This window comes from Paenibacillus sp. NAIST15-1, assembly GCF_001894745.1.
Classification (GTDB): Bacteria; Bacillota; Bacilli; order Paenibacillales; family Paenibacillaceae; genus Paenibacillus_B; species Paenibacillus_B suaedae.
Genome location: NZ_BBYF01000006.1, coordinates 144,617 through 163,373, shown reverse-complemented (window position 1 = coordinate 163,373; position 18,757 = coordinate 144,617). Strand labels below are relative to the sequence as shown.

The window sequence follows — 18,757 nt, the reverse complement described above, 5'->3', positions numbered from 1 at the left end:
GCGCAAGGTCTCCTACCTTGCGGAAAAGGAGTTCCAGGCTTATGTTACGATACATATCGCAAAGACTCATTGCCATGGCTATTACTCTATTTCTTATCATTAGCCTGCTATTCTTTCTAATTCATGCTATGCCCGGTAGCATCGTAGACGATCCGTTATTGCCTAAGGACATTCGGGAACGGGTGGAAGCCAAATATCATTTGGATAAGCCGCTAATTGTTCAATACGTATATTTCCTGGGGGATTTCCTTACTTTCAATTTCGGAGATTCGCTTAAAGTCCAGCCTAAGGTTCCGGTATTTAATATTATTAAGGAAAAACTTCCGATCACGATTCAGTTAAATATATTGGCGCTTATATTTACGATCCCAATAGGCATTATGTGCGGAATCATCGCGGCATTAAAGAAGAATACGATGACCGATCACGGGATCAATATGATGGTCGTGCTGTTTATTTCGGTGCCCTCCTTCGTATTTGCAGCGTTGTTGCAATATGTGGTGGCTTTCAAGTGGGATCTTCTTCCGATCTTGCTGTCGACGGATCAAGGGATCACTTGGGATAAGTTTAAATCTATGATTTTACCGGTACTGGCGTTGTCCTTTGGTGAAATAGCAATCATAACCCGGTATTTGCGCGCCGAATTATGCGAAACAATTAATTCGGATTATATGCTGTTGGCAAGAATGAAGGGCCTATCGCATATGCAGGCTACCGTGCGCCACGCGATTCGCAACTCGTTCATTCCGCTCTCCAATATCCTTATACCGATGATTTTCTCCATATTGTCGGGAGCGATCGTAATCGAGAACATTTTCAGCGTGCCGGGTCTCGGCTCCTTGTCCGTGAACTCGATCAATTCATTGGATCATCCGCTTACGATTGCTGTTATGTTCTTCTATTCCATAATCGCTCTTATCAGCATCTTGATCGTGGATTTATCATATGGAATTATTGACCCGCGCATTCGAATGGGAGGGAAGAAGTAATGAAGACGAGCCAGAATACGGAGCCCAACATGGAACGGAACCCATTCGAATTCGTTCAACGGGACAAGCCTATCGCGGACGAGAAATTCGAAGGCAAGGCAATTGGATTTTTACAAGATGCGTTATTGCGATTCCGCAGGAATAAAGCTTCTACCATCGCGGCGATTGTGATTGGCATTATCATTCTGCTTGCGATCATTGCTCCAATGATCAGTTCATACACTTACCGTGAACAGCATATTGATTGGAGCTTGCTGCCCCCGCGTGTCCCGGTGCTGGAGAAGCTGGGGATTTGGGATGGAACGAAAGTGATGGACGTGAAAAAAACGAGCATGGAAGAAAAATATAAAGGCTCGATCGTGAAAGTGCTTAAAGAGTATGAAGTCGACTACCGCGGCAACAAAATTCCAATGGTGCAAGCAAAAGTTGATATGTATCAGTTAAAAGAGGCCAAAGATAAATATTTCTGGATGGGTACTGATGCATTGGGGCGTGATCAATGGACGCGGTTATGGAAGGGTACCCGCATTTCGTTGATTATCGGGTTTATGGCCGTGACCATCAATATGCTGATTGGACTTACATATGGTTCGATTTCCGGGTATTATGGCGGAGCGGTCGATATGATTATGCAGCGGATTATTGAGATTTTGAGTGGAATACCTGGCTTAGTCGTCGTAATTCTATTTGTCATGCTCATGGGTGCAGGTATAACTCCGTTAATATTAGCGATGGTGATTACGGGCTGGATTGGCATGAGCCGCATGATTCGGGCGCAGTTCTATAAACATAAAGGTCAGGAATATGTATTGGCATCCCGGACGATGGGAGCGCGGGATCGTTTATTGATTTTCCGGCACATTATGCCAAACGCAATCGGCCCGATCATTACGCAAGCGACGCTCGCGATTCCAGGGGCTATTTTTACAGAGGCATTTCTCTCTTATTTGGGACTCGGTATCGCTGCTCCCGAACCTTCCATTGGCGGCTTGCTGTCAGAAGGTCAGAAGGTGCTGCTCGAGCATCCTCACTTGACGCTATTTCCTGCAATTGTCATTTCGATCTTGATGTTGTCGTTCAATATGTTCGGCAACGGCTTGCGGGATGCATTCGATCCAACTTTGAGAGGCCAAGAATAATAGCGAATAGCGGGGGGAGCTAGGATGACGACACACAACGATATGATTCTTCAAGTTAATGATCTGCATATCTCGTTCAAAACGTTCGCGGGAAAGGTGCAGGCCGTGCGCGGAGTCGACTTTGAATTGCACAAAGGCGAGACACTGGCTATCGTCGGTGAGTCCGGATCAGGGAAATCCGTAACGAACAAAGCGATCGTCGGGATATTATCGAAAAATGCCGTTATTGAACGCGGCAGTATCCTATATCATGGACAAGATGTGACGAAATATACGGAGAAACAGTTTACCGAAATTCGCGGTTCTAAAATTGCAATGATCTTCCAGGATCCGCTTTCGTCTCTAAATCCGGTAATGAAGATTGGCAAACAGATTATGGAGGCGCTTCGTTCACAGCAGCTAAGCAAAGCGGATGCCAAAGTCAAAGCGCTGGAGCTGATGGAGGCAGTAGGCATTCCGAATGCGGAGAAGCGATTCGATCAATATCCGTTCCAGTTCTCCGGCGGAATGCGTCAGCGTATCGTCATTGCTATTGCTCTTGCATGCGATCCGGAGGTACTGATATGTGACGAGCCGACGACGGCGCTTGATGTCACGATTCAGGCGCAAATTCTCGATCTGATTAAGGAAATCCAGAAGGAACGGCAGTTGTCCGTCATATTCATTACGCACGATCTTGGGGTGGTGGCTAACGTCGCTGATCGCGTGGCCGTGATGTATGCGGGCAAAATCGTCGAACATGGAACGGTGGACGAGATTTTCTACAATCCGAAGCATCCTTATACTTGGAGCTTGCTTGTGTCCATGCCTGATCTGGGCACGAGCTCATCCGATGAATTGCTAGTCATACCAGGAACGCCTCCCAATATGCTGCATCCGCCCAAAGGAGATGCCTTTGCTCCACGCAACCGATATGCGATGCATATTGACTTCGAGGAAGAGCCGCCGATGTACAGGATAAGCGACACGCATTATGCCGCGACGTGGCTTCTCCATCCGAATGCGCCGAAGGTGGAGCTTCCGGATGTATTGAAGAGACGAATTGAGCAGCAAACGGGAAGGCTGGTGCGATAAGGTGACGAATGTAATCACTCGCGATCCGGTGCTGGAAGTTAAGCATTTAAAGCAATATTTCAGCAGCGGCTTTGGTAGAAAAAAAACAGTGGTCAAAGCGGTCGATGACATTAGTTTTACAGTGTATCGCGGCGAAACGTTTGGGCTTGTAGGTGAATCCGGCTGCGGCAAGACGACAACGGGCAGAACGATTATCCGTCTGTATGAGCCTACGGATGGAGAAATTTATTTTAATGGAACACTCATTTCAGGGGCATTGACCAAGGAAATTAAAAAAGAAGTGACGCGCGGCATGCAAATGATCTTTCAGGATCCAATCGCATCACTGAATCCTCGTATGACCGTGAAGGAAATAATTGCGGAGGGCTTGAAAATTAATAAGCTTTGCCGTAGTGAGCAGGAAAGCATGGATATGGTCTATGAAATCTTGGAGACCGTTGGGTTAACCCGGGAACACGCGAGTCGTTATCCGCATGAATTCTCAGGAGGGCAGCGACAGCGGATTGGAATTGCGAGAGCGTTAATTACGAGTCCCGATCTTGTTATTGCGGATGAACCGATATCTGCGCTCGATGTATCGATTCAGGCGCAGGTATTGAATTTGCTCAATCGGCTTCGGAAGAAGCTTGGGCTTACCATTTTGTTCATTGCCCATGACCTGTCTGTCGTTAAATACTTCTCAGATCGGATTGGCGTTATGTATAATGGGAAGATTGTGGAATTAGCCAAGGCTGATGATCTATATCGGCAACCAATCCACCCGTATACGAAATCCCTGCTCTCAGCCATTCCTCATCCAGATCCGCACTACGAGCGGAATCGCCAACGCATATATTATAGTCCGAGTATTCATAACTATGATGTGGAGAGTCCAAGCTTAGTTGAAATAAAGCCGGGGCATTATGTGTTCGCTTCTCCATCTGAAGTTGAGAAGTATAAGCAAGAGATGACTCTATAATCAATAAACGATGCGCATTTTCGCATAGTATGTCCACATCCAGCGTAGAGCATCCGAGTCATACCGATGTAATTATAAATTTTATTCGCATAAGAAAGCCCGTCCAAGTAAATGGACGGGCTTTCTTATATCGCTGACAACGATTCATATGTACGTCTGGCAACCGAACGGCTTACCTATTTTTCGGCCTTCGGAAATTCCCGATGACACCAGCAGTCTCCACAATATTTACAAAAGCTTTAGGGTCATTTTCACGAATAACACGTTTTAACTCGGTCAATTCATAACGTGTAGTAACGGTCATCAACATGTCTTTCTCAATATCGGTAAATGCACCTGTGGTTTTTATAACGGTAACTCCATGCGGCAAGACCAGCAGCTTGTTAATAAGTGCTTCCTTGTTCCTCGTAATAATGAACACCGTTACCTTGTAGTGATTAATATAGATGGTGCCGATTACTTTGCCGGTCGTAAAAATGGAGACCATGGAGTAAAGCGCCAGTTCCCACTCATTCGATAAATATCCATGGGTTACAATAACAGCCGCGTTCATTCCAACCAGAATGTTCGAGATTGAGAAATCGCGATATCTGGTTACAATTGAACCGATAATGTCAAATCCACCTGATGAGCCGCCTACTCGTAGAGATATCCCGCTTCCGATACCTACTAGTGTGCCCCCAAATACAGCAGATAAAAGCGGTTCGTTGGCAACAGCTTTAACTGGGAAGACGGATATGAAGTAAGTTGTCGCGACGACACTTAGTAAACTATATCCAATAAAGCGTTTGCCAAGCACGAACCAGCCCCATATGATTAGCGGTAAATTATAGGCGAAATATAAAATGCTCGGATTCCAATGAGTCAAGTAATTCGTTACGAGCGATAATCCAGATACGCCGCCACTAAGCAGATGGTGGGGCATTAAGAACAAATTAAATGATGCAGCGATGAGCGCTGCCCCGGCAATTAACATGATGAAATCAAAAATTCGTTTCAAGCAATGTCACCTCAAAACGTAGTATTAGTTAGTTCGGATCTGGTATTCTTCAATATTTTTGTGTTATAATATTCTGGATATTCTTGAGTAGGCTTTAGTTACCAACGATGTACATGAATTTGACGCGGAGTTCACGCTACACAATAAGAGTGTCCCTCCGCATTGTATATGAGAAGACGGTTGACTGAAAGTGCCATTCGTCACCATTGTCGCGCTACTTAAGAATACAGATAAGGCTGTGGATTGTCCACAATGAAGGAGTATGAATATTTTGAAGACATTTGCAGAATTTGGCTTGGAGCCGAAAGTGCTTCAGGCGATTACGGAATTAGGGTTCGAAGAATCGACTCCAATCCAAGAGAAAGCGATACCTGTAGCGATGACCGGACGAGACCTTATCGGACAAGCGCAGACGGGTACGGGGAAGACGGCGGCTTTCGGTATCCCGTTGATCTCGAAGATTGACCCAACAGAAGAACGTGTAAAAGCATTGGTTATGACTCCAACGCGTGAATTGGCGATCCAAGTTGCTGAGGAAATCGGCAAATTGACTCGTTTCAAAGGCGTTCGTTCCTTGCCGATTTATGGCGGACAAGATATTGGACGACAAATCCGTGCTTTGAAAAAACACCCACAAATTATTATCGGTACACCAGGTCGTTTGCTTGACCACATCAACCGCAAGACGATTCGTCTTGATGATGTTGCAACAGTTGTATTGGATGAAGCAGATGAAATGCTGGATATGGGCTTCATGGAAGATATCACTTCCATCTTGAGCCTAGTACCTGAACAACGCCAGACAATGCTTTTCTCCGCTACGATGCCACCGAACATCCAAAAGCTTGCTAATCAATTCCTTCGCGAGCCAGAACATGTATCGGTTATGCCTAAGCATGTAAGTGCTCCACTCATTGAACAAGCATACATTGAAGTCCCTGAACGTGTGAAGTTCGATGCATTGAGCCGCTTGCTCGATATGGAATCTCCAGAGCTTGCGATCGTATTCGGCCGTACGAAGCGTCGTGTAGACGAATTGTCTGAAGCATTGCAGAAGCGTGGTTATTCTGCAGATGGTTTGCATGGCGATTTGTCCCAAAACCAACGTGATACGGTTATGCGCAAGTTCCGTGACGGCAGCATTGATGTCCTCGTTGCGACTGACGTAGCTGCACGTGGGTTGGACGTTTCTGGTGTAACACATGTAATTAACTTCGACTTGCCGCAAGATCCGGAATCTTATGTACACCGTATCGGCCGTACGGGTCGTGCTGGTAAAGAAGGTAGCGCATGGTCTTTCGTAACGCCTCGTGAAATTGACCATTTGCACTTCATCGAGCGTGTAACTCGTCATCGTATTCCACGCAAGCCGATTCCTAGCCTTGCAGAAGCAATCGAAGGGAAGCAACGTATCATTGCAGATCGTATTCTTGATGTTCTCAAGGATGGCGAGTTAAATGAATACAAAGGAATCTCCATTGAATTGTTGGAGCAATACGACTCCGTACAATTGTTGTCTGCTGCATTCAAGATGCTGACAGGGGATAAGAAGGATGTTTCTATCAACTTGACTCCTGAAGATCCAATCCGTGCGAAGCGTCGCAAGCCAGACCTTCGTTCTAGCGGACGCAAGATGTCTGCACCTTACAACCGCAATGGTCGTTCCGGTGGCGGACGAGACTATCGTGGAGGACGCGATGGTGGTCGTGATGGTGGACGTGATGGCAACCGTGGCGGGTACAACCGCGACGGACGTGGCGAGCGTTATGGCCGCAGCGATTCCCGCGACCGCAACAACAATGGTGGTGGTGGCGATCGCCGCCCAAGACGTTTTAACAACGACGAGAACCGTAATAAGCGCGACGAATAGGACACGAGGCACATTCGAATGATGAATGTCTTCCGTTGATCAAAAGAGACCGCCCCAGTTGGAGCGGTCTTTTTTGCATGTCAAGGATGATTAGCGTGAATCCGAATTGCTGCAACAGTTCATTATATAAAAGAGCGACTTATAATAACCAACAAAATAAACAAGACAAGAATCACCCCTGTGGAAGTAAAACCAAAACCACAGCCACAGCTTCCACAGCTACCTCCAAAACCTAATTGCCCCATACGGGAACCTCCTTTAACACTGCGATGTTTGGTGTTTTCACTTAATATCCTATGCGGAGTCCCTTTTCTCGCTGTAGACACGAACCTAATTGGATACAAAATAGGCACTGGCACTAAGGTAGCAATTTGTATTATAGTAGTAGAGACAGGATGATGAGGGGGAATGACCTTTGGAATTTCGAGGGATTATGGGCGGCTTTTACCGCATTTCAGAATGGATCATGCGTTTTTCGGTCACGAACATATTGTGGCTTATCTGTTCGTCACCTTTTTTTATTTTTTTATTCATGAAGCTGATGGTTGATCAGCAGAACTTTATCAATGAATCCATTACGATGAATTGGGCGATGGGACTTGTGGCACCGTTTACATTGTTCCCAGCGACAGCTGCGATGTTCTCCGTTGCGCGGAAGTGGATCATGGGGGACACGGACGTAAAGCTCCTGCGTACCTTCTTCAAATCATACAAAGATAATTATAAGCAGGCGATGGTAGGCGGTATCTTCTACACGCTGCTGTTCGTTATTATGTATATCGACTATTACGTGTATATGACTGAGTTGAAGTCTATGCAGTTTATCGGGTATGCAATGCTAGGTTTGCTGATATTGCTGTTCGTTTCACTGTTTAACTTCTTCTCGATGGTTGCACATTTACAAGCAAAAACAACACATATTATGAAGAACAGTGTGCTGTTAACGATTTTCACTCCTGTTAGCAGTATCGTAACGATTGTATTGAGCTGCATCATTTTATACTTTAGCTTGACGAAATGGCCAGTTCTATTGTTCTTCTTCACAGGTTCACTTATTGCATACTTATCTTACTTCAACTTCAATAACGCCTTCACGAAGATTCAGGACAAGTACCAGCGCATGGTGGCTGCTCAGGAAGGTGAAGGTGAAGAAGCGGCCGATACAGAGAACGGCGAGACATCAGAGGCTGCGCAATTGGATGGAGAACAAGCGGGGAACACGACTAACAAGCAGTAAGAGAACTAGAACTTGCATTGCATTGAAGAAATGTGATATGATGTTGATCCTAACGGATGAACTAGAATGTTTGGGTAGCTTTTTAAGAGTTTATCCGCTACTGAATGTTAAGAAATACGCAAGGCGCAAGGTTTACAATACGTGAACAACACAGTATAATAAACAATACATCCTGCGATGTACGTGTAGGCTTACGTTGTTTTGAACCAATGTTTGTTTCTAGGGAGTTCAACATCTAAGTATCGCTGGCAAGCCCTCTCCGAAGGGAAGTCAAACGTACTTATGCGAGCACCCACCTGCGAGAGCGGGTTCAGAAGCATAGGAGCTGAACGGCATAGGCGGGTTTTCTTTCTAACGAATCACCTTCTTTCGTGAATGACTTCATGGGAGGAGGTGTTTTCTTTTTCTATGTAAATCCTCTTTCGTATCCTTACGAACAATGTTACACTATAGATAAGTGAGCATCGGCTGTCTAGAAAAAGGAGGAACACACTCTTGTCACTCAAACGTGTACTGGTCGGTATCGTTCGCAGTTTTGAATCGAGCGGCGATCGTGCAAAGGACCCTAAATTGAAAACGCATTATTATCAAATGTCCCGAGAGAAAGCTTGGGGTGAAGTTACATCCACGCTAAAGAAAATTCAAGGGTACAAAGTGTTGCATGAGGTGTCTTCTGTAGGCGAGATTACGCTAGAGAAGAGAACAATGACGGGGCGGACGATGGATATAACCGTATCTGTCATTAACGTAGGACCAAACAAGACCGCAATAGATATCTATTCCGCGTCTCGCGGTGGACTTGGTGATTTTGGAGCTAACTATCGTGTTATTCTTGATTTGTATGCCATATTGGACAAGAAGTTGGCATCTTACAAAATGAATAGCTAATGAGCGGAAGTGAAGGTAGTAGCGGGCGCCGTAGGGCGATATATGAATACTCGTTGATAGGATCATGAAGCGAGAGAGGAGCCTTCACTCTTCTCTCGCTTTTACTCTAGTTGATTTGTGTCGCGGTGTTACAGAAGCGCTTGGACAGCAGCCAATGCTTGCTCATAACTAGGGTGCTCTGTCATCTCGCTAACATATTCAACATAACGGATCGTATTATCGGCATCCACTACGAAGATGGAGCGCATATCGAGGTGTAATTCCTTAATCAGCACACCGTAAGATTTGCCGAAGTTGTTGTCCTTGTAGTCAGACAGCATGACGACATTGTCCACACCGGCTGCTCCGCACCAGCGAGCTTGTGCCATTGGGAGGTCAACACTCACGGTAATAATTGCGGCTTTGTCGCCAAGCTTGGAAGCTTCCTCGTTAAAGCGGCGCGTCTGCGCATCGCAAACACCTGTATCGATGGATGGGATTACACTGATCAATTTTACTTTACCAGCGAATTGTTCAAGCCCAACTACATCAACAAGCGATTTATTCAATTGGAATTCAGGCGCTTTATCGCCTACTTTAAGTTCAGGGCCGATCAATGTGATAGGATTTCCTTTTAATGTTGCCACACCTGTACGTTCTGCGGACATGGTTGGTAGCCTCCTTCTTACATATCATGCACATAATTGGTAAACCTATTGTCCATTATACGGTTTGCACATAAGGTTGTCCAATGTCGCTTCGTGATGAATTCGCTACACGATTGAGAATGATTCCGAGTAGCCGATTACATGGTTGGGGCAAGTACGCCTATGAATGTGAACTGGCAGGTGAAAGTGAGGAGAAACTCGATGATTTTTATTCGGTACGAGAATTGGCGCACCTATGTCAAAAGCTACCCGATTACAACGCTGCTTATCATCGCCAATATCGTGATGTTTATCGTGCTGATGGCTAGTGGTGGTACAAATGGTGAAAATCTATTTCGACATGGGGCAATCTGGAAGGTAGAGCCGTTCAATAAGGAGACATGGCGCATTGCCGCTGCCATGTTCCTGCATGGTGGGTTTGAGCATTTGCTGTTTAATATGTTCGCCTTATTTGTCTTTGCACCGCCGCTCGAACAGATGATGGGATCGTTCAAGTATGCCGTCCTGTATGTCATAAGTGGATTGCTAGGGAATGCGACTGCACTGTGGCTATCGGAATGGGGGACACTTGCGGTTGGAGCATCAGGTGCAATATACGGCATTTACGGGGCCTATTTGTTTATTGCCCTGTTCCGGCGTCAGACACTTGATGAGGCATCCCGTCGAACATTGCTTATAATATTAGGGATTGGTATTGTTCAATCCTTTGTCATTCAAGGCATCAGCTGGAGTGCCCATTTGGGTGGCTTAGCCGCTGGATTTGTCGTGTATGGTGTATTAAGGCTTATCCGGTGAGCAGAGCTTGCATATCATACAGCTCTTGTCCAGAGGGTAGTGATGCACTCCTCTTGAATTGCAGGTAGAAAATGAAATTGATGAAATAGCATAATTGACAGAACGGAGCGAGAAGTCGTGGAACTTAGGCAATTGCACTACTTTGTGAAAGTGGCGCAAAAAGAGCATGTCACGCAAGCTGCTGAAGAACTGCATGTGGCGCAATCCGCCGTCAGCCGGCAAATCCATCAACTAGAGGAAGAACTAGGTGTTAAGTTGTTCCTTCAGAAGGGACGGAACCTTCAGTTAACACCTGTTGGTCAATTGTTCTGCAAGCGGGCGGAGGAAATCTTGAAGGATCTTGAGCGATCGATTCAAGAAGTGCAAGAGTTTATGGATCCAGAGTTGGGGGAAGTTCGGATTGGGTTCCCGCATAGTCTAGGTGTGCATCTCATTCCTAGCATTGTAGCAGAATTCCGCAAGCGTCATCCGAATGTAAAGTTTCGTTTCAAGCAAGGCATGTATCCGTCACTAATACGGGATATCGTATCCGGCGAAGTGGATCTCGCGTTCATTTCTCCTTTCCCGAAGGAGTGTGAGCATGTAACCGGAGAGATTGTGTTGACCGAGGAATTGTTTGCAATCTTGCCTCCAAATCACCCGTTGTCGAATGAACAAGAAATCACATTGACGCAGCTGAAAGAAGATACTTTTGTTCTGTTTAGTCCAGGGTATTCCCTACGTCCCATTGTATGGGATGCTTGCATCGAAGCGGGCTTTACGCCGCGTATTGGCTTCGAAGGTGAGGAGACTGAAACCATAAGGGGACTTGTCGCTGCTGGTATGGGAGTGAGTTTATTGCCGGACATGGCGCTTCAACATACTTCTGAGCTGCAGCCTGCCAGAGTACGGGTTGCAAAGCCGGAAGTAACGAGAACAATAGGCATCATACGCCGATCAGGGGAGAAATTGCCTCTTGTCGCGCATACATTCCATGCCTTTTTACTTCAATATTTTGCTCAGCACGACTTACAGCAACTAGCTAAAACAGCGGCGGCTTCATCTTCTGCTAGTTCATCATAAATAGGCTTGTCATGATACAGAAGAGCCCCATTCCATGCGTATCCGCATAGGAATGGGGCTCTTCGATTCTTGGATCAATGGCTCACGTTCGAGATTAGTCGTTGCGATTTGTAAAGATCATAATGTACTTCAATAGTTCCAGTACAGAAATGGCAGCTGCTGCAACGTAGGTTAATGCCGCTGCGTTAAGAACCTTCGCTACGCCACGCTCTTCTTCGTTCGTTACGAATCCTTCAGCAATCATTAGATCGCGTGCACGTCTGCTTGCATCGAACTCAACTGGCAAGGTAACAAGCTGGAACAATACCGCTGCAGAGAAGAAAATAATCCCTAACAGAATCAAATTGCTCCATTGGAAGAGGAAGCCTGCGATCAACATGAAAGGCGCAATACCAGATGAGAAATTAACTAATGGGAACATGCGATGGCGCAGAACAAGCATCGGATAGGACTGCTGGTGCTGAATCGCATGGCCGATTTCATGGCATGCTACTGAGATTGCAGAGATTGAGTTCTCATAATATACGGGTTCGGACAAACGTACAACACGGTTAATCGGGTCGTAATGGTCAGTAAGCGCACCTTGAATCGGCTCGATTGGAACATCATGCAGGCCATTCGCGTCCAGCATGCGGCGCGCTGCCTCGTAACCGGTTAGACCACTCATTGCTCTTACTTGAGCAAAGCGTTGAAAGGTTCCTTTAACGCGGAACTGCGCCCAAATTGAGAGCCCAAAAGCGATTAGAATCAAGAAATCCATCGGGTGAAAAAATAGCATGTACAAACCTCCTAAACATCAAGAGTACGGTCAAGCAGCAATCTGACTTACATCATAAAGTGATTGTTGCCCTTATCGATCAATGTGAGCAGTACCTCTACACAAGCCGCGCTTTGAGCTGCGAGACGATTGAACAATGACTGCGCTTGTGTTGGTTTGAGCTTATCCAGCATTGGGCTGAGCTCTTTTGCTTCACGTTCGAGCTTTTGCAAATGGATTTGCAATTCGGTAAGTCGTTCTTCCAATTCACGTTCTGCAGTCACGCTGTTCAATTGCGAGAAGTAAAGCTTGATTTCATCGAGACTATACTTTTCTTGTTTTAATTGATTAATACGTTCGATTCGTTCAATCGTTTCATGACTGTACAGACGATAGTTTGTATTTGTGCGCTTCACCGGTTCAATCAGGCCTATCGTCGTGTAATAGTCAATCGTTCGTTGACTTACATTCGCGGCGCGTGCCAGCTCTCCGATTCGTATTAACTTGTTAGTAGCCCCCATCGTCATCACCTCACTTATTCATTCTATGATACAAGATTGCAAACCATACAGTCAAACGTTATGGTTCTGAAATTCCTGTTTGAACATGGCATTTATATGACAATTTACATTCTTTCCTGGAGCAGAGTTCAACTTAGCGAGAAATGGCAGAAAGGAGCGGCCATAGGATGGTGTCCGCTCCGAGACTTCGCTTATCTTATTTAGGGGATGATGGGAATGATCATTGAACCTTCGCATCCGGCTTAATAAAGAGACAGACGAGTACGAGGGCAATGATGGATAGAGCTGTCACCGAAATAAAAATGATCTGATGTGACTTGCTCATCATCCAAGTGAACAGGGGAGGACCCAGGGCTACGCCGAAAAATCGCAGGCTGCTGTATAGCGATGTAATCATGCCGCGCTCAGCCTTCTCCACGCTGCCCGTAATCATCGTATTGAGACAAGGCAGCAGCATGCCAGTACCTATACTACTTATTGTAATTAACGCAATAAACCAATAGACCTGCTTATGGAACATAATGGTGAGTCCCAATGACAGAGACATAAGTACAAGCCCGATGATCATCATTCGCCGGATAAGTATGCCGTTCTTTTTGATTACGCTGCCTGTGATAAATGCAGTCGTCACAATGCCAAGCAAAGGGATTGCCAGTACAAGACCCTTCACAACGCCTTGGATGGAATACGGCTTTTCCTCTAATATATCGGATAGATAAATCAAAATGCCAAACAAAATGAATAAGGCGAGCGACCCTGCAAAAAATGCGGGGATGAGCCACCGTCCCATTTTCTTAAATATGGAGCCGACATTATGCAAATAAGTTTTGAGTGGGGTTGGCTCCTTTTGTCGTTTGGGTTCTTTAATGAGCCAGATAATGGCCACAAGCGAGAGCGCGCAAAAACATGGGAATGCAAAAAAAGGAGCGGTCCATGTCCAGAGAGCAAGCGCAGCGCCAAGAATCGGACTAATAACTTTGCCAGCTCCGTTCGATGCTTCAATTAAGCCCATGGCTTTGCTCTCTTCAGCATCCTTATACAAATCCCCTACGAGAGCCATGGCGATAGGTGCAGTTCCTGCTGCACCCAAGCCTTGAACTGCTCGTGAACTAATGAGCAGTGGATAGGAGTTCCACAACGCGCCAAGGCCGGTGAACACCCCGGCAATCCCATAGATGAGAAGACCAGGTATGATAATCTTCTTGCGGCCATAGCGATCGGATAAGTATCCAGCGACCGGGATAATAATGGCGGCAGACAGTGAGAACAAGGTGATGATGAAGCTTGTCTGCAGGGAAGTTAATCCGAGATTGCGCTTCACCTCGGGCAGAATGGGCACGAGCATGGAATTGCCCAATACCATAACAAGCGGGACAGTTGCTAACGCTGCATATTCAATCCATAATGGCCTTGATTGTTGAGATGCCATATATCATCTTTCCTTCGCGAGTAGTCATATTTCATTCGTCGTTACTGTGCCCGCATAATTAGGTTGGCATACGTAAGTTTGCTCAGAAAGCTATTGTGGGGAATCGTATTTTTGCTGGAAAAAGGGTACAATATGAACACGGAACAAGACGCGAACAAGGAGAATCAAGAATGAAAAAAAGTCTAATATTGCTTGTAGTGAGTGTTGCGCTCATTGGAATCGCGATATGGAACAATTACGATAAGTCAGACACTACCGCCTCCATGAATGACACACCGACTAAGATTGGCGGACAAGTAGGGCAGTTAGCACCGTCCATATCACTGGATGTGCTTGGCGGTCAGAATCCGATTACAGTTGGTGGCAAGCAGGATAAGCCGATTTTTGTAAACTTCTGGGCTTCATGGTGCGATCCATGCAAGGCAGAGGCACCTGATTTAGTGAAGCTGCATGATAAATACAAGGATAAGCTGTTGATGGTATCGATCAATGTGACCGCTCATGATACGGAGGAAGGAGCCAAAGAATTCGTGTCTGCCTTTGGATTGACGAATCCAGTGCTCTTGGATACCGCGGGGAAAGCTTTCAAGGCGTATAACGGAATTGGATTTCCTACCAATGTATTGCTGGATAAGAATGGGGTAATCCGGCAGCGTTACGATGGCATAAGACCTCCAGCTGAATTAGAAAAAGCGATTCAACAAGTCATAGAGGAATAAAAAAAACGAAAAACGAAAAATGAAAACAGCCGTAACATCTTCGTTAAAGGGGTTATGGCTGTTTTCGTATTCCGGATATATCGCATTTTATTAGTGATTGACGAGTCCGACTTGTTCTTTGCGTTCAGCCGATGTAGCGACTTTCTCTTGACCGATGAGTGCATAACGAATACTGTCAATAAGTGCTTCCCAGCTCGCTTCGATGACGTTGCTAGAGACGCCAACCGTACTCCATGTATTGCGCGAGTCTGTTGATTCGATAAGCACGCGTACCTTGGCAGCCGTCGTATTATTCTCATCGAGCACCCTAACCTTGTAATCGGTGAGGTGCATGTCGGCGATGGAAGGGTAGTGACGGCTCAGTGCTTTGCGCAATGCGCTGTCGAGAGCGTTCACAGGACCGTTGCCTTCTGCAGCCATGTAGATCGACTCGTCATCAATTTGCAGCTTCACAATCGCTTCCGATACAACGGAGCGTAATGAAGATTTTTCAACTAGTATTTTGAAAGATTCGAATGTAAATGGATCTTCAGCTTGACCTGTAGCCTGGCGCAACAACAGCTCCAACGAAGCGTCAGCACCTTCGAATTGATATCCCTGATGCTCAAGCTCCTTGATTTTCTCCATAATGGCCCTCGTTTCAGGCTTCGTAGGGTCAAGCTCATAGCCCAATTGTTGTGCTTTGGATAGTACATTGCTCTGACCTGCTAGTTCTGAGACGAGAATTCGCTGCTTGTTGCCAACCAGCTCAGGCACGATATGCTCGTAGGTACGGGCATCCTTCATAATCGCGGACACGTGGATTCCACCCTTGTGGGCGAAGGCTGCATTGCCGACATAAGGCTGATTCACAGGCATCGTGACGTTGGCAATTTCGCTGATATAGCGTGCAGCAGGCGTCAACGATTGTAGTTGCTCTGCGTTAACACAAGAATAGCCCATCTTCAATTGAAGTGTTGGGATGATCGAGCACAAATTAGCATTGCCGCATCTCTCGCCATATCCGTTAATGGTGCCCTGCACTTGGGTAACACCCGCCTCTACCGCAGCAAGTGTGTTCGCGACAGCAAGCTCACAATCATTATGAGTATGAATGCCGAGTTTCACATGGACGTGATTGTATACGTCACGAATAATACTGCCGATCTCGCCAGGAAGCGTTCCGCCATTCGTATCGCACATAACGACCCAATCAACTCCGGCTTCTTGCGCCTTGCATAGTACAGCAAGCGCATATTCTGTATTGTTCTTGTATCCGTCGAAGAAGTGCTCAGCATCCAACATGACTTCAAGCCCTGCTCGCTTCAGATAGGCGATGGAATCATAGATCATAGCTAGGTTCTCATCCAGCGTAGTTTGCAGCGCAGTGTGTACGTGGAAGTCCCATGACTTCCCGACAAGCGTTGCGGCAGGAACGTTCGCTTCGATTATCCGATTAAGGTTCGAATCCTGTTCGGCCATTGAGTCTTTGCGGCGAGTGCTGCCGAATGCGGTTAGCTTCGCATTCCATGAATATGCCGCTACTCGTTTGAAAAATTCAATATCCTTGCCATTGCTGCCTGGAATGCCGCCTTCAATGTATGTGACGCCAAGCGCATCAAGTTTGCGCGCGATCTTGATCTTATCGTCTGCAGACAAGCTAATCCCTTCGCCTTGGGTGCCGTCGCGAAGTGTAGTGTCAAAAATAGAAATGACTTTCGACATTCTCGGAACCTCCTTCAGTTTTGCAAGGATGAATATGGAAATAACTATTTCCCTATTATAGCACTGCTTTTTTGCTTGTATAGACGTATTTTCATAAATGAATCACTGTTTTTTTTCCAACGGGAGTCTTGAAAGAGGCTTGCAACCGATCAGAGATATCGGTAAGCTTAGGAATTAGGAAGAACAATTGTTCGAATAGATGAATTGATCGATTAACGAAGATGTATAAATTTTACAATTAAATTATGGATGAGAGGTATCATTAATATGTTAGGAAGGAGGACAGTGTATGAACGAGAACGAAACCTCGCGTGATAACATACAACAATATTATCCGACCAAGGGTCGCGTCATTCTGCATCTCGATATGAATGCTTTCTATTGCTCTGTACATGCCGCAGAGGAGCCGGAGAAGTATCTGGGGAAGCCAACAGCGGTTGCAGGAAGTATGGAATTGCGCAAGGGGATCATTGTTACTTGTTCTTATGCAGCCCGTAAGCTTGGTATTCGAACAGGAATGCATGTGAAGCAGGCGATGCGGCTATGTCCTCACTTGATTGTCATACGTCCAGATTTTTATTTATATCGGAAGTACTCGAGAGCCTTTATAGACATTGCGCGCAGCTATACCCCACTGGTGGAAGTGGTATCGATTGATGAGTGTTATATGGATATTACTGGATCCAAAATATTCGGAACACCGCTCGATATCGCGAACGAACTTCAGACGCGAATCCGGGAAGAATTAAATTTGCCCTGCTCTATAGGTGTCGCGCCTAATAAGCTGCTGGCGAAGATGGCCTCTGATATGAAGAAGCCAAACGGCATAACGATCCTTCGAATCCGAGATGTACCTCAGCAATTGTGGCACAGGCCATGCGGGGAGTTGTTCGGCATTGGGCGGAAGACTGCAGATAAGCTGTCACGGGCAGGAATACGAACCATCGGAGAGCTTGCCCATGCTGATGAGGGGAGACTTGTTTCTTTATTTGGCATACAGGGACATTGGATGAAGCAGGCGGCACATGGTTTGGACGACGGGCAGGTGAAGGCGGAACGCGAACAGAGCAAATCGATCGGTCATACGACCACTTTGCCTAGGGATGTGGAATCGAAGGAAGAAGTAAGAAGGGTTCTGCTGAACTTGGCTGATCAAGTTGCTCGTCGGATCAGGAAGCAGAAGTTGATGGCGCAAACGGTGCAGCTTACGATTCGTAATCCGGAGATGAAGACGATTACGAGGTCGAGCACGCTTCAAGGGCCGACAGATGATGCGGACATCTTGTTGGATGAAGCATGGAAGCTCTATGAACGACATTGGACTTCAGGCAGCCCTATTCGACTGCTGGGGATTACAGGTCAAAATCTAGTACCGAAGCAAGAGGCAGCCGTTCAGTTGGATCTGTTCGACTTCGAGCGGCAGCCGAAGCGGGAGCAATTGATAGAGACGATGGATCGGATTCGAGATAAATATGGAGAGAATGCGATTGTTACGTTAGGAATGATAGGGGATGATCCATCCTCATTGCTTCGCAACCATCGTGTACGAGGGACTTCACTCCAGACGGATACGCTGCATGAATCAGGGGACGAATAATAATTTCCAAATCATTTAAAAAAGTTGGAAATCGTTTGAATTCCAAGCTTGTTTGTATTATATTGATAACGGAGGAACCAAGAAGATCTGTAACATTACAGGAGGGAACTAACCAATGGCAAAATATACTTGGGTTGATAAAGACACATGCATCGCTTGTGGCGCATGTGGAGCTACTGCACCTGACATTTACGACTACGACGATGAAGGTATCGCAGAAGTTATTTATGAAGGTGATAACAACCAAGGGGTAACCGCTATCCCTGACGATCTGTTCGACGATCTGCAAGATGCTGCAGATGGCTGCCCAACAGATTCTATTAAGATTGCGGACGCACCATTTAACTAACCTACTGCAAGCTGTATACTCA

General features: G+C 46.1%; 19 protein-coding genes and 1 other RNA gene. 13 read left to right on the top strand and 7 right to left on the bottom strand.

Features of this window, described 5'->3' with window-relative positions:
- Window positions 1-41: 41 nt before the first annotated feature.
- The 4 genes from PBN151_RS15765 to PBN151_RS15750 are packed head-to-tail and all read left to right on the top strand — an operon-like array spanning window position 42 to window position 4,160.
- Window positions 42-989, top strand: coding sequence for an ABC transporter permease (locus tag PBN151_RS15765; RefSeq protein ID WP_072729758.1), 948 nt, complete (start codon window positions 42-44; stop codon window positions 987-989).
- Complete coding sequence (locus PBN151_RS15760) at window positions 989-2,128, top strand: ABC transporter permease (protein ID WP_072729757.1); 1,140 nt, start codon at window positions 989-991, stop codon at window positions 2,126-2,128. The genes PBN151_RS15765 and PBN151_RS15760 overlap by 1 nt, the downstream gene beginning before the upstream one ends.
- Window positions 2,129-2,152: 24 nt before the next feature.
- Window positions 2,153-3,202, top strand: a complete 1,050-nt coding sequence (locus PBN151_RS15755; RefSeq protein WP_072729756.1) for an ABC transporter ATP-binding protein — start codon at window positions 2,153-2,155, stop codon at window positions 3,200-3,202.
- A gap of 13 nt (window positions 3,203-3,215) precedes the next feature.
- Window positions 3,216-4,160, top strand: a complete 945-nt coding sequence (locus PBN151_RS15750) for an ABC transporter ATP-binding protein (RefSeq protein ID WP_028533861.1) — start codon at window positions 3,216-3,218, stop codon at window positions 4,158-4,160.
- Window positions 4,161-4,332: 172 nt separating this feature from the next.
- Here the strand turns inward: PBN151_RS15750 and PBN151_RS15745 are convergent, their stop codons facing one another.
- Window positions 4,333-5,136: a YitT family protein gene (locus tag PBN151_RS15745; protein WP_036619974.1), complete on the bottom strand. Its 804-nt coding sequence runs from the start codon at window positions 5,134-5,136 to the stop codon at window positions 4,333-4,335.
- Between the two features lie 295 nt (window positions 5,137-5,431).
- Here PBN151_RS15745 and cshA point away from each other — a divergent pair, with 295 nt between their 5' ends.
- Window positions 5,432-7,030, top strand: a complete 1,599-nt coding sequence (gene cshA / locus PBN151_RS15740; protein ID WP_072729755.1) for a degradosome RNA helicase CshA — start codon at window positions 5,432-5,434, stop codon at window positions 7,028-7,030.
- 122 nt (window positions 7,031-7,152) lie between these two features.
- Here the strand turns inward: cshA and PBN151_RS30480 are convergent, their stop codons facing one another.
- Complete coding sequence (locus PBN151_RS30480; RefSeq protein WP_083545160.1) at window positions 7,153-7,275, bottom strand: sporulation protein YjcZ; 123 nt, start codon at window positions 7,273-7,275, stop codon at window positions 7,153-7,155.
- A gap of 170 nt (window positions 7,276-7,445) precedes the next feature.
- Between PBN151_RS30480 and PBN151_RS15735 the strand changes: the two genes are divergently transcribed.
- The 3 genes from PBN151_RS15735 (at window position 7,446) to PBN151_RS15725 (ending at window position 9,155) form a co-directional block, all read left to right on the top strand.
- Complete coding sequence (locus PBN151_RS15735) at window positions 7,446-8,267, top strand: YesL family protein (RefSeq protein ID WP_051614221.1); 822 nt, start codon at window positions 7,446-7,448, stop codon at window positions 8,265-8,267.
- 166 nt (window positions 8,268-8,433) lie between these two features.
- A non-coding RNA gene (gene ssrS / locus PBN151_RS15730) (6S RNA) lies at window positions 8,434-8,616 on the top strand.
- A gap of 146 nt (window positions 8,617-8,762) precedes the next feature.
- Complete coding sequence (locus PBN151_RS15725; protein WP_005546086.1) at window positions 8,763-9,155, top strand: DUF1499 domain-containing protein; 393 nt, start codon at window positions 8,763-8,765, stop codon at window positions 9,153-9,155.
- 128 nt (window positions 9,156-9,283) lie between these two features.
- Here PBN151_RS15725 and tpx read toward each other — a convergent pair whose 3' ends face one another.
- The gene (gene tpx / locus PBN151_RS15720) at window positions 9,284-9,802 is read right to left on the bottom strand and encodes a thiol peroxidase (RefSeq protein ID WP_021253225.1); all 519 of its coding nucleotides are present in this window, start codon (window positions 9,800-9,802) and stop codon (window positions 9,284-9,286) included.
- 201 nt (window positions 9,803-10,003) lie between these two features.
- Here tpx and PBN151_RS15715 point away from each other — a divergent pair, with 201 nt between their 5' ends.
- Window positions 10,004-10,597 carry a rhomboid family intramembrane serine protease gene (locus PBN151_RS15715; RefSeq protein ID WP_021253224.1) on the top strand — a complete coding sequence of 198 codons (594 nt, stop codon included), beginning with the start codon at window positions 10,004-10,006 and terminating at the stop codon, window positions 10,595-10,597.
- Between the two features lie 117 nt (window positions 10,598-10,714).
- Window positions 10,715-11,659, top strand: coding sequence for a glutamate biosynthesis transcriptional regulator GltC (gene gltC / locus PBN151_RS15710; protein ID WP_072729754.1), 945 nt, complete (start codon window positions 10,715-10,717; stop codon window positions 11,657-11,659).
- Between the two features lie 94 nt (window positions 11,660-11,753).
- Here gltC and PBN151_RS15705 read toward each other — a convergent pair whose 3' ends face one another.
- The 3 genes from PBN151_RS15705 to PBN151_RS15695 form a co-directional block, all read right to left on the bottom strand.
- Window positions 11,754-12,437: a zinc metallopeptidase gene (locus tag PBN151_RS15705; RefSeq protein WP_021253222.1), complete on the bottom strand. Its 684-nt coding sequence runs from the start codon at window positions 12,435-12,437 to the stop codon at window positions 11,754-11,756.
- Between the two features lie 47 nt (window positions 12,438-12,484).
- Complete coding sequence (locus PBN151_RS15700; RefSeq protein ID WP_021253221.1) at window positions 12,485-12,937, bottom strand: helix-turn-helix domain-containing protein; 453 nt, start codon at window positions 12,935-12,937, stop codon at window positions 12,485-12,487.
- A 220-nt stretch (window positions 12,938-13,157) separates the two neighbouring features.
- Window positions 13,158-14,366, bottom strand: coding sequence for an MFS transporter (locus tag PBN151_RS15695; protein ID WP_021253220.1), 1,209 nt, complete (start codon window positions 14,364-14,366; stop codon window positions 13,158-13,160).
- Between the two features lie 170 nt (window positions 14,367-14,536).
- On the opposite strand from PBN151_RS15695, the gene PBN151_RS15690 reads away from it, so the two are divergent.
- Complete coding sequence (locus PBN151_RS15690; protein ID WP_072729753.1) at window positions 14,537-15,085, top strand: TlpA family protein disulfide reductase; 549 nt, start codon at window positions 14,537-14,539, stop codon at window positions 15,083-15,085.
- A 90-nt stretch (window positions 15,086-15,175) separates the two neighbouring features.
- On the opposite strand, the gene cimA is transcribed toward PBN151_RS15690, so the two are convergent.
- Window positions 15,176-16,789, bottom strand: coding sequence for a citramalate synthase (gene cimA, locus PBN151_RS15685; RefSeq protein WP_072729752.1), 1,614 nt, complete (start codon window positions 16,787-16,789; stop codon window positions 15,176-15,178).
- Window positions 16,790-17,078: 289 nt separating this feature from the next.
- Between cimA and PBN151_RS15680 the strand changes: the two genes are divergently transcribed.
- Window positions 17,079-18,386 (top strand): DNA polymerase IV, encoded by a 1,308-nt coding sequence (locus PBN151_RS15680; protein WP_072729751.1) that lies wholly within the window; start codon window positions 17,079-17,081, stop codon window positions 18,384-18,386.
- Window positions 18,387-18,501: 115 nt separating this feature from the next.
- Window positions 18,502-18,735: a ferredoxin gene (locus PBN151_RS15675; protein WP_021253216.1), complete on the top strand. Its 234-nt coding sequence runs from the start codon at window positions 18,502-18,504 to the stop codon at window positions 18,733-18,735.
- Window positions 18,736-18,757: the final 22 nt, after the last annotated feature.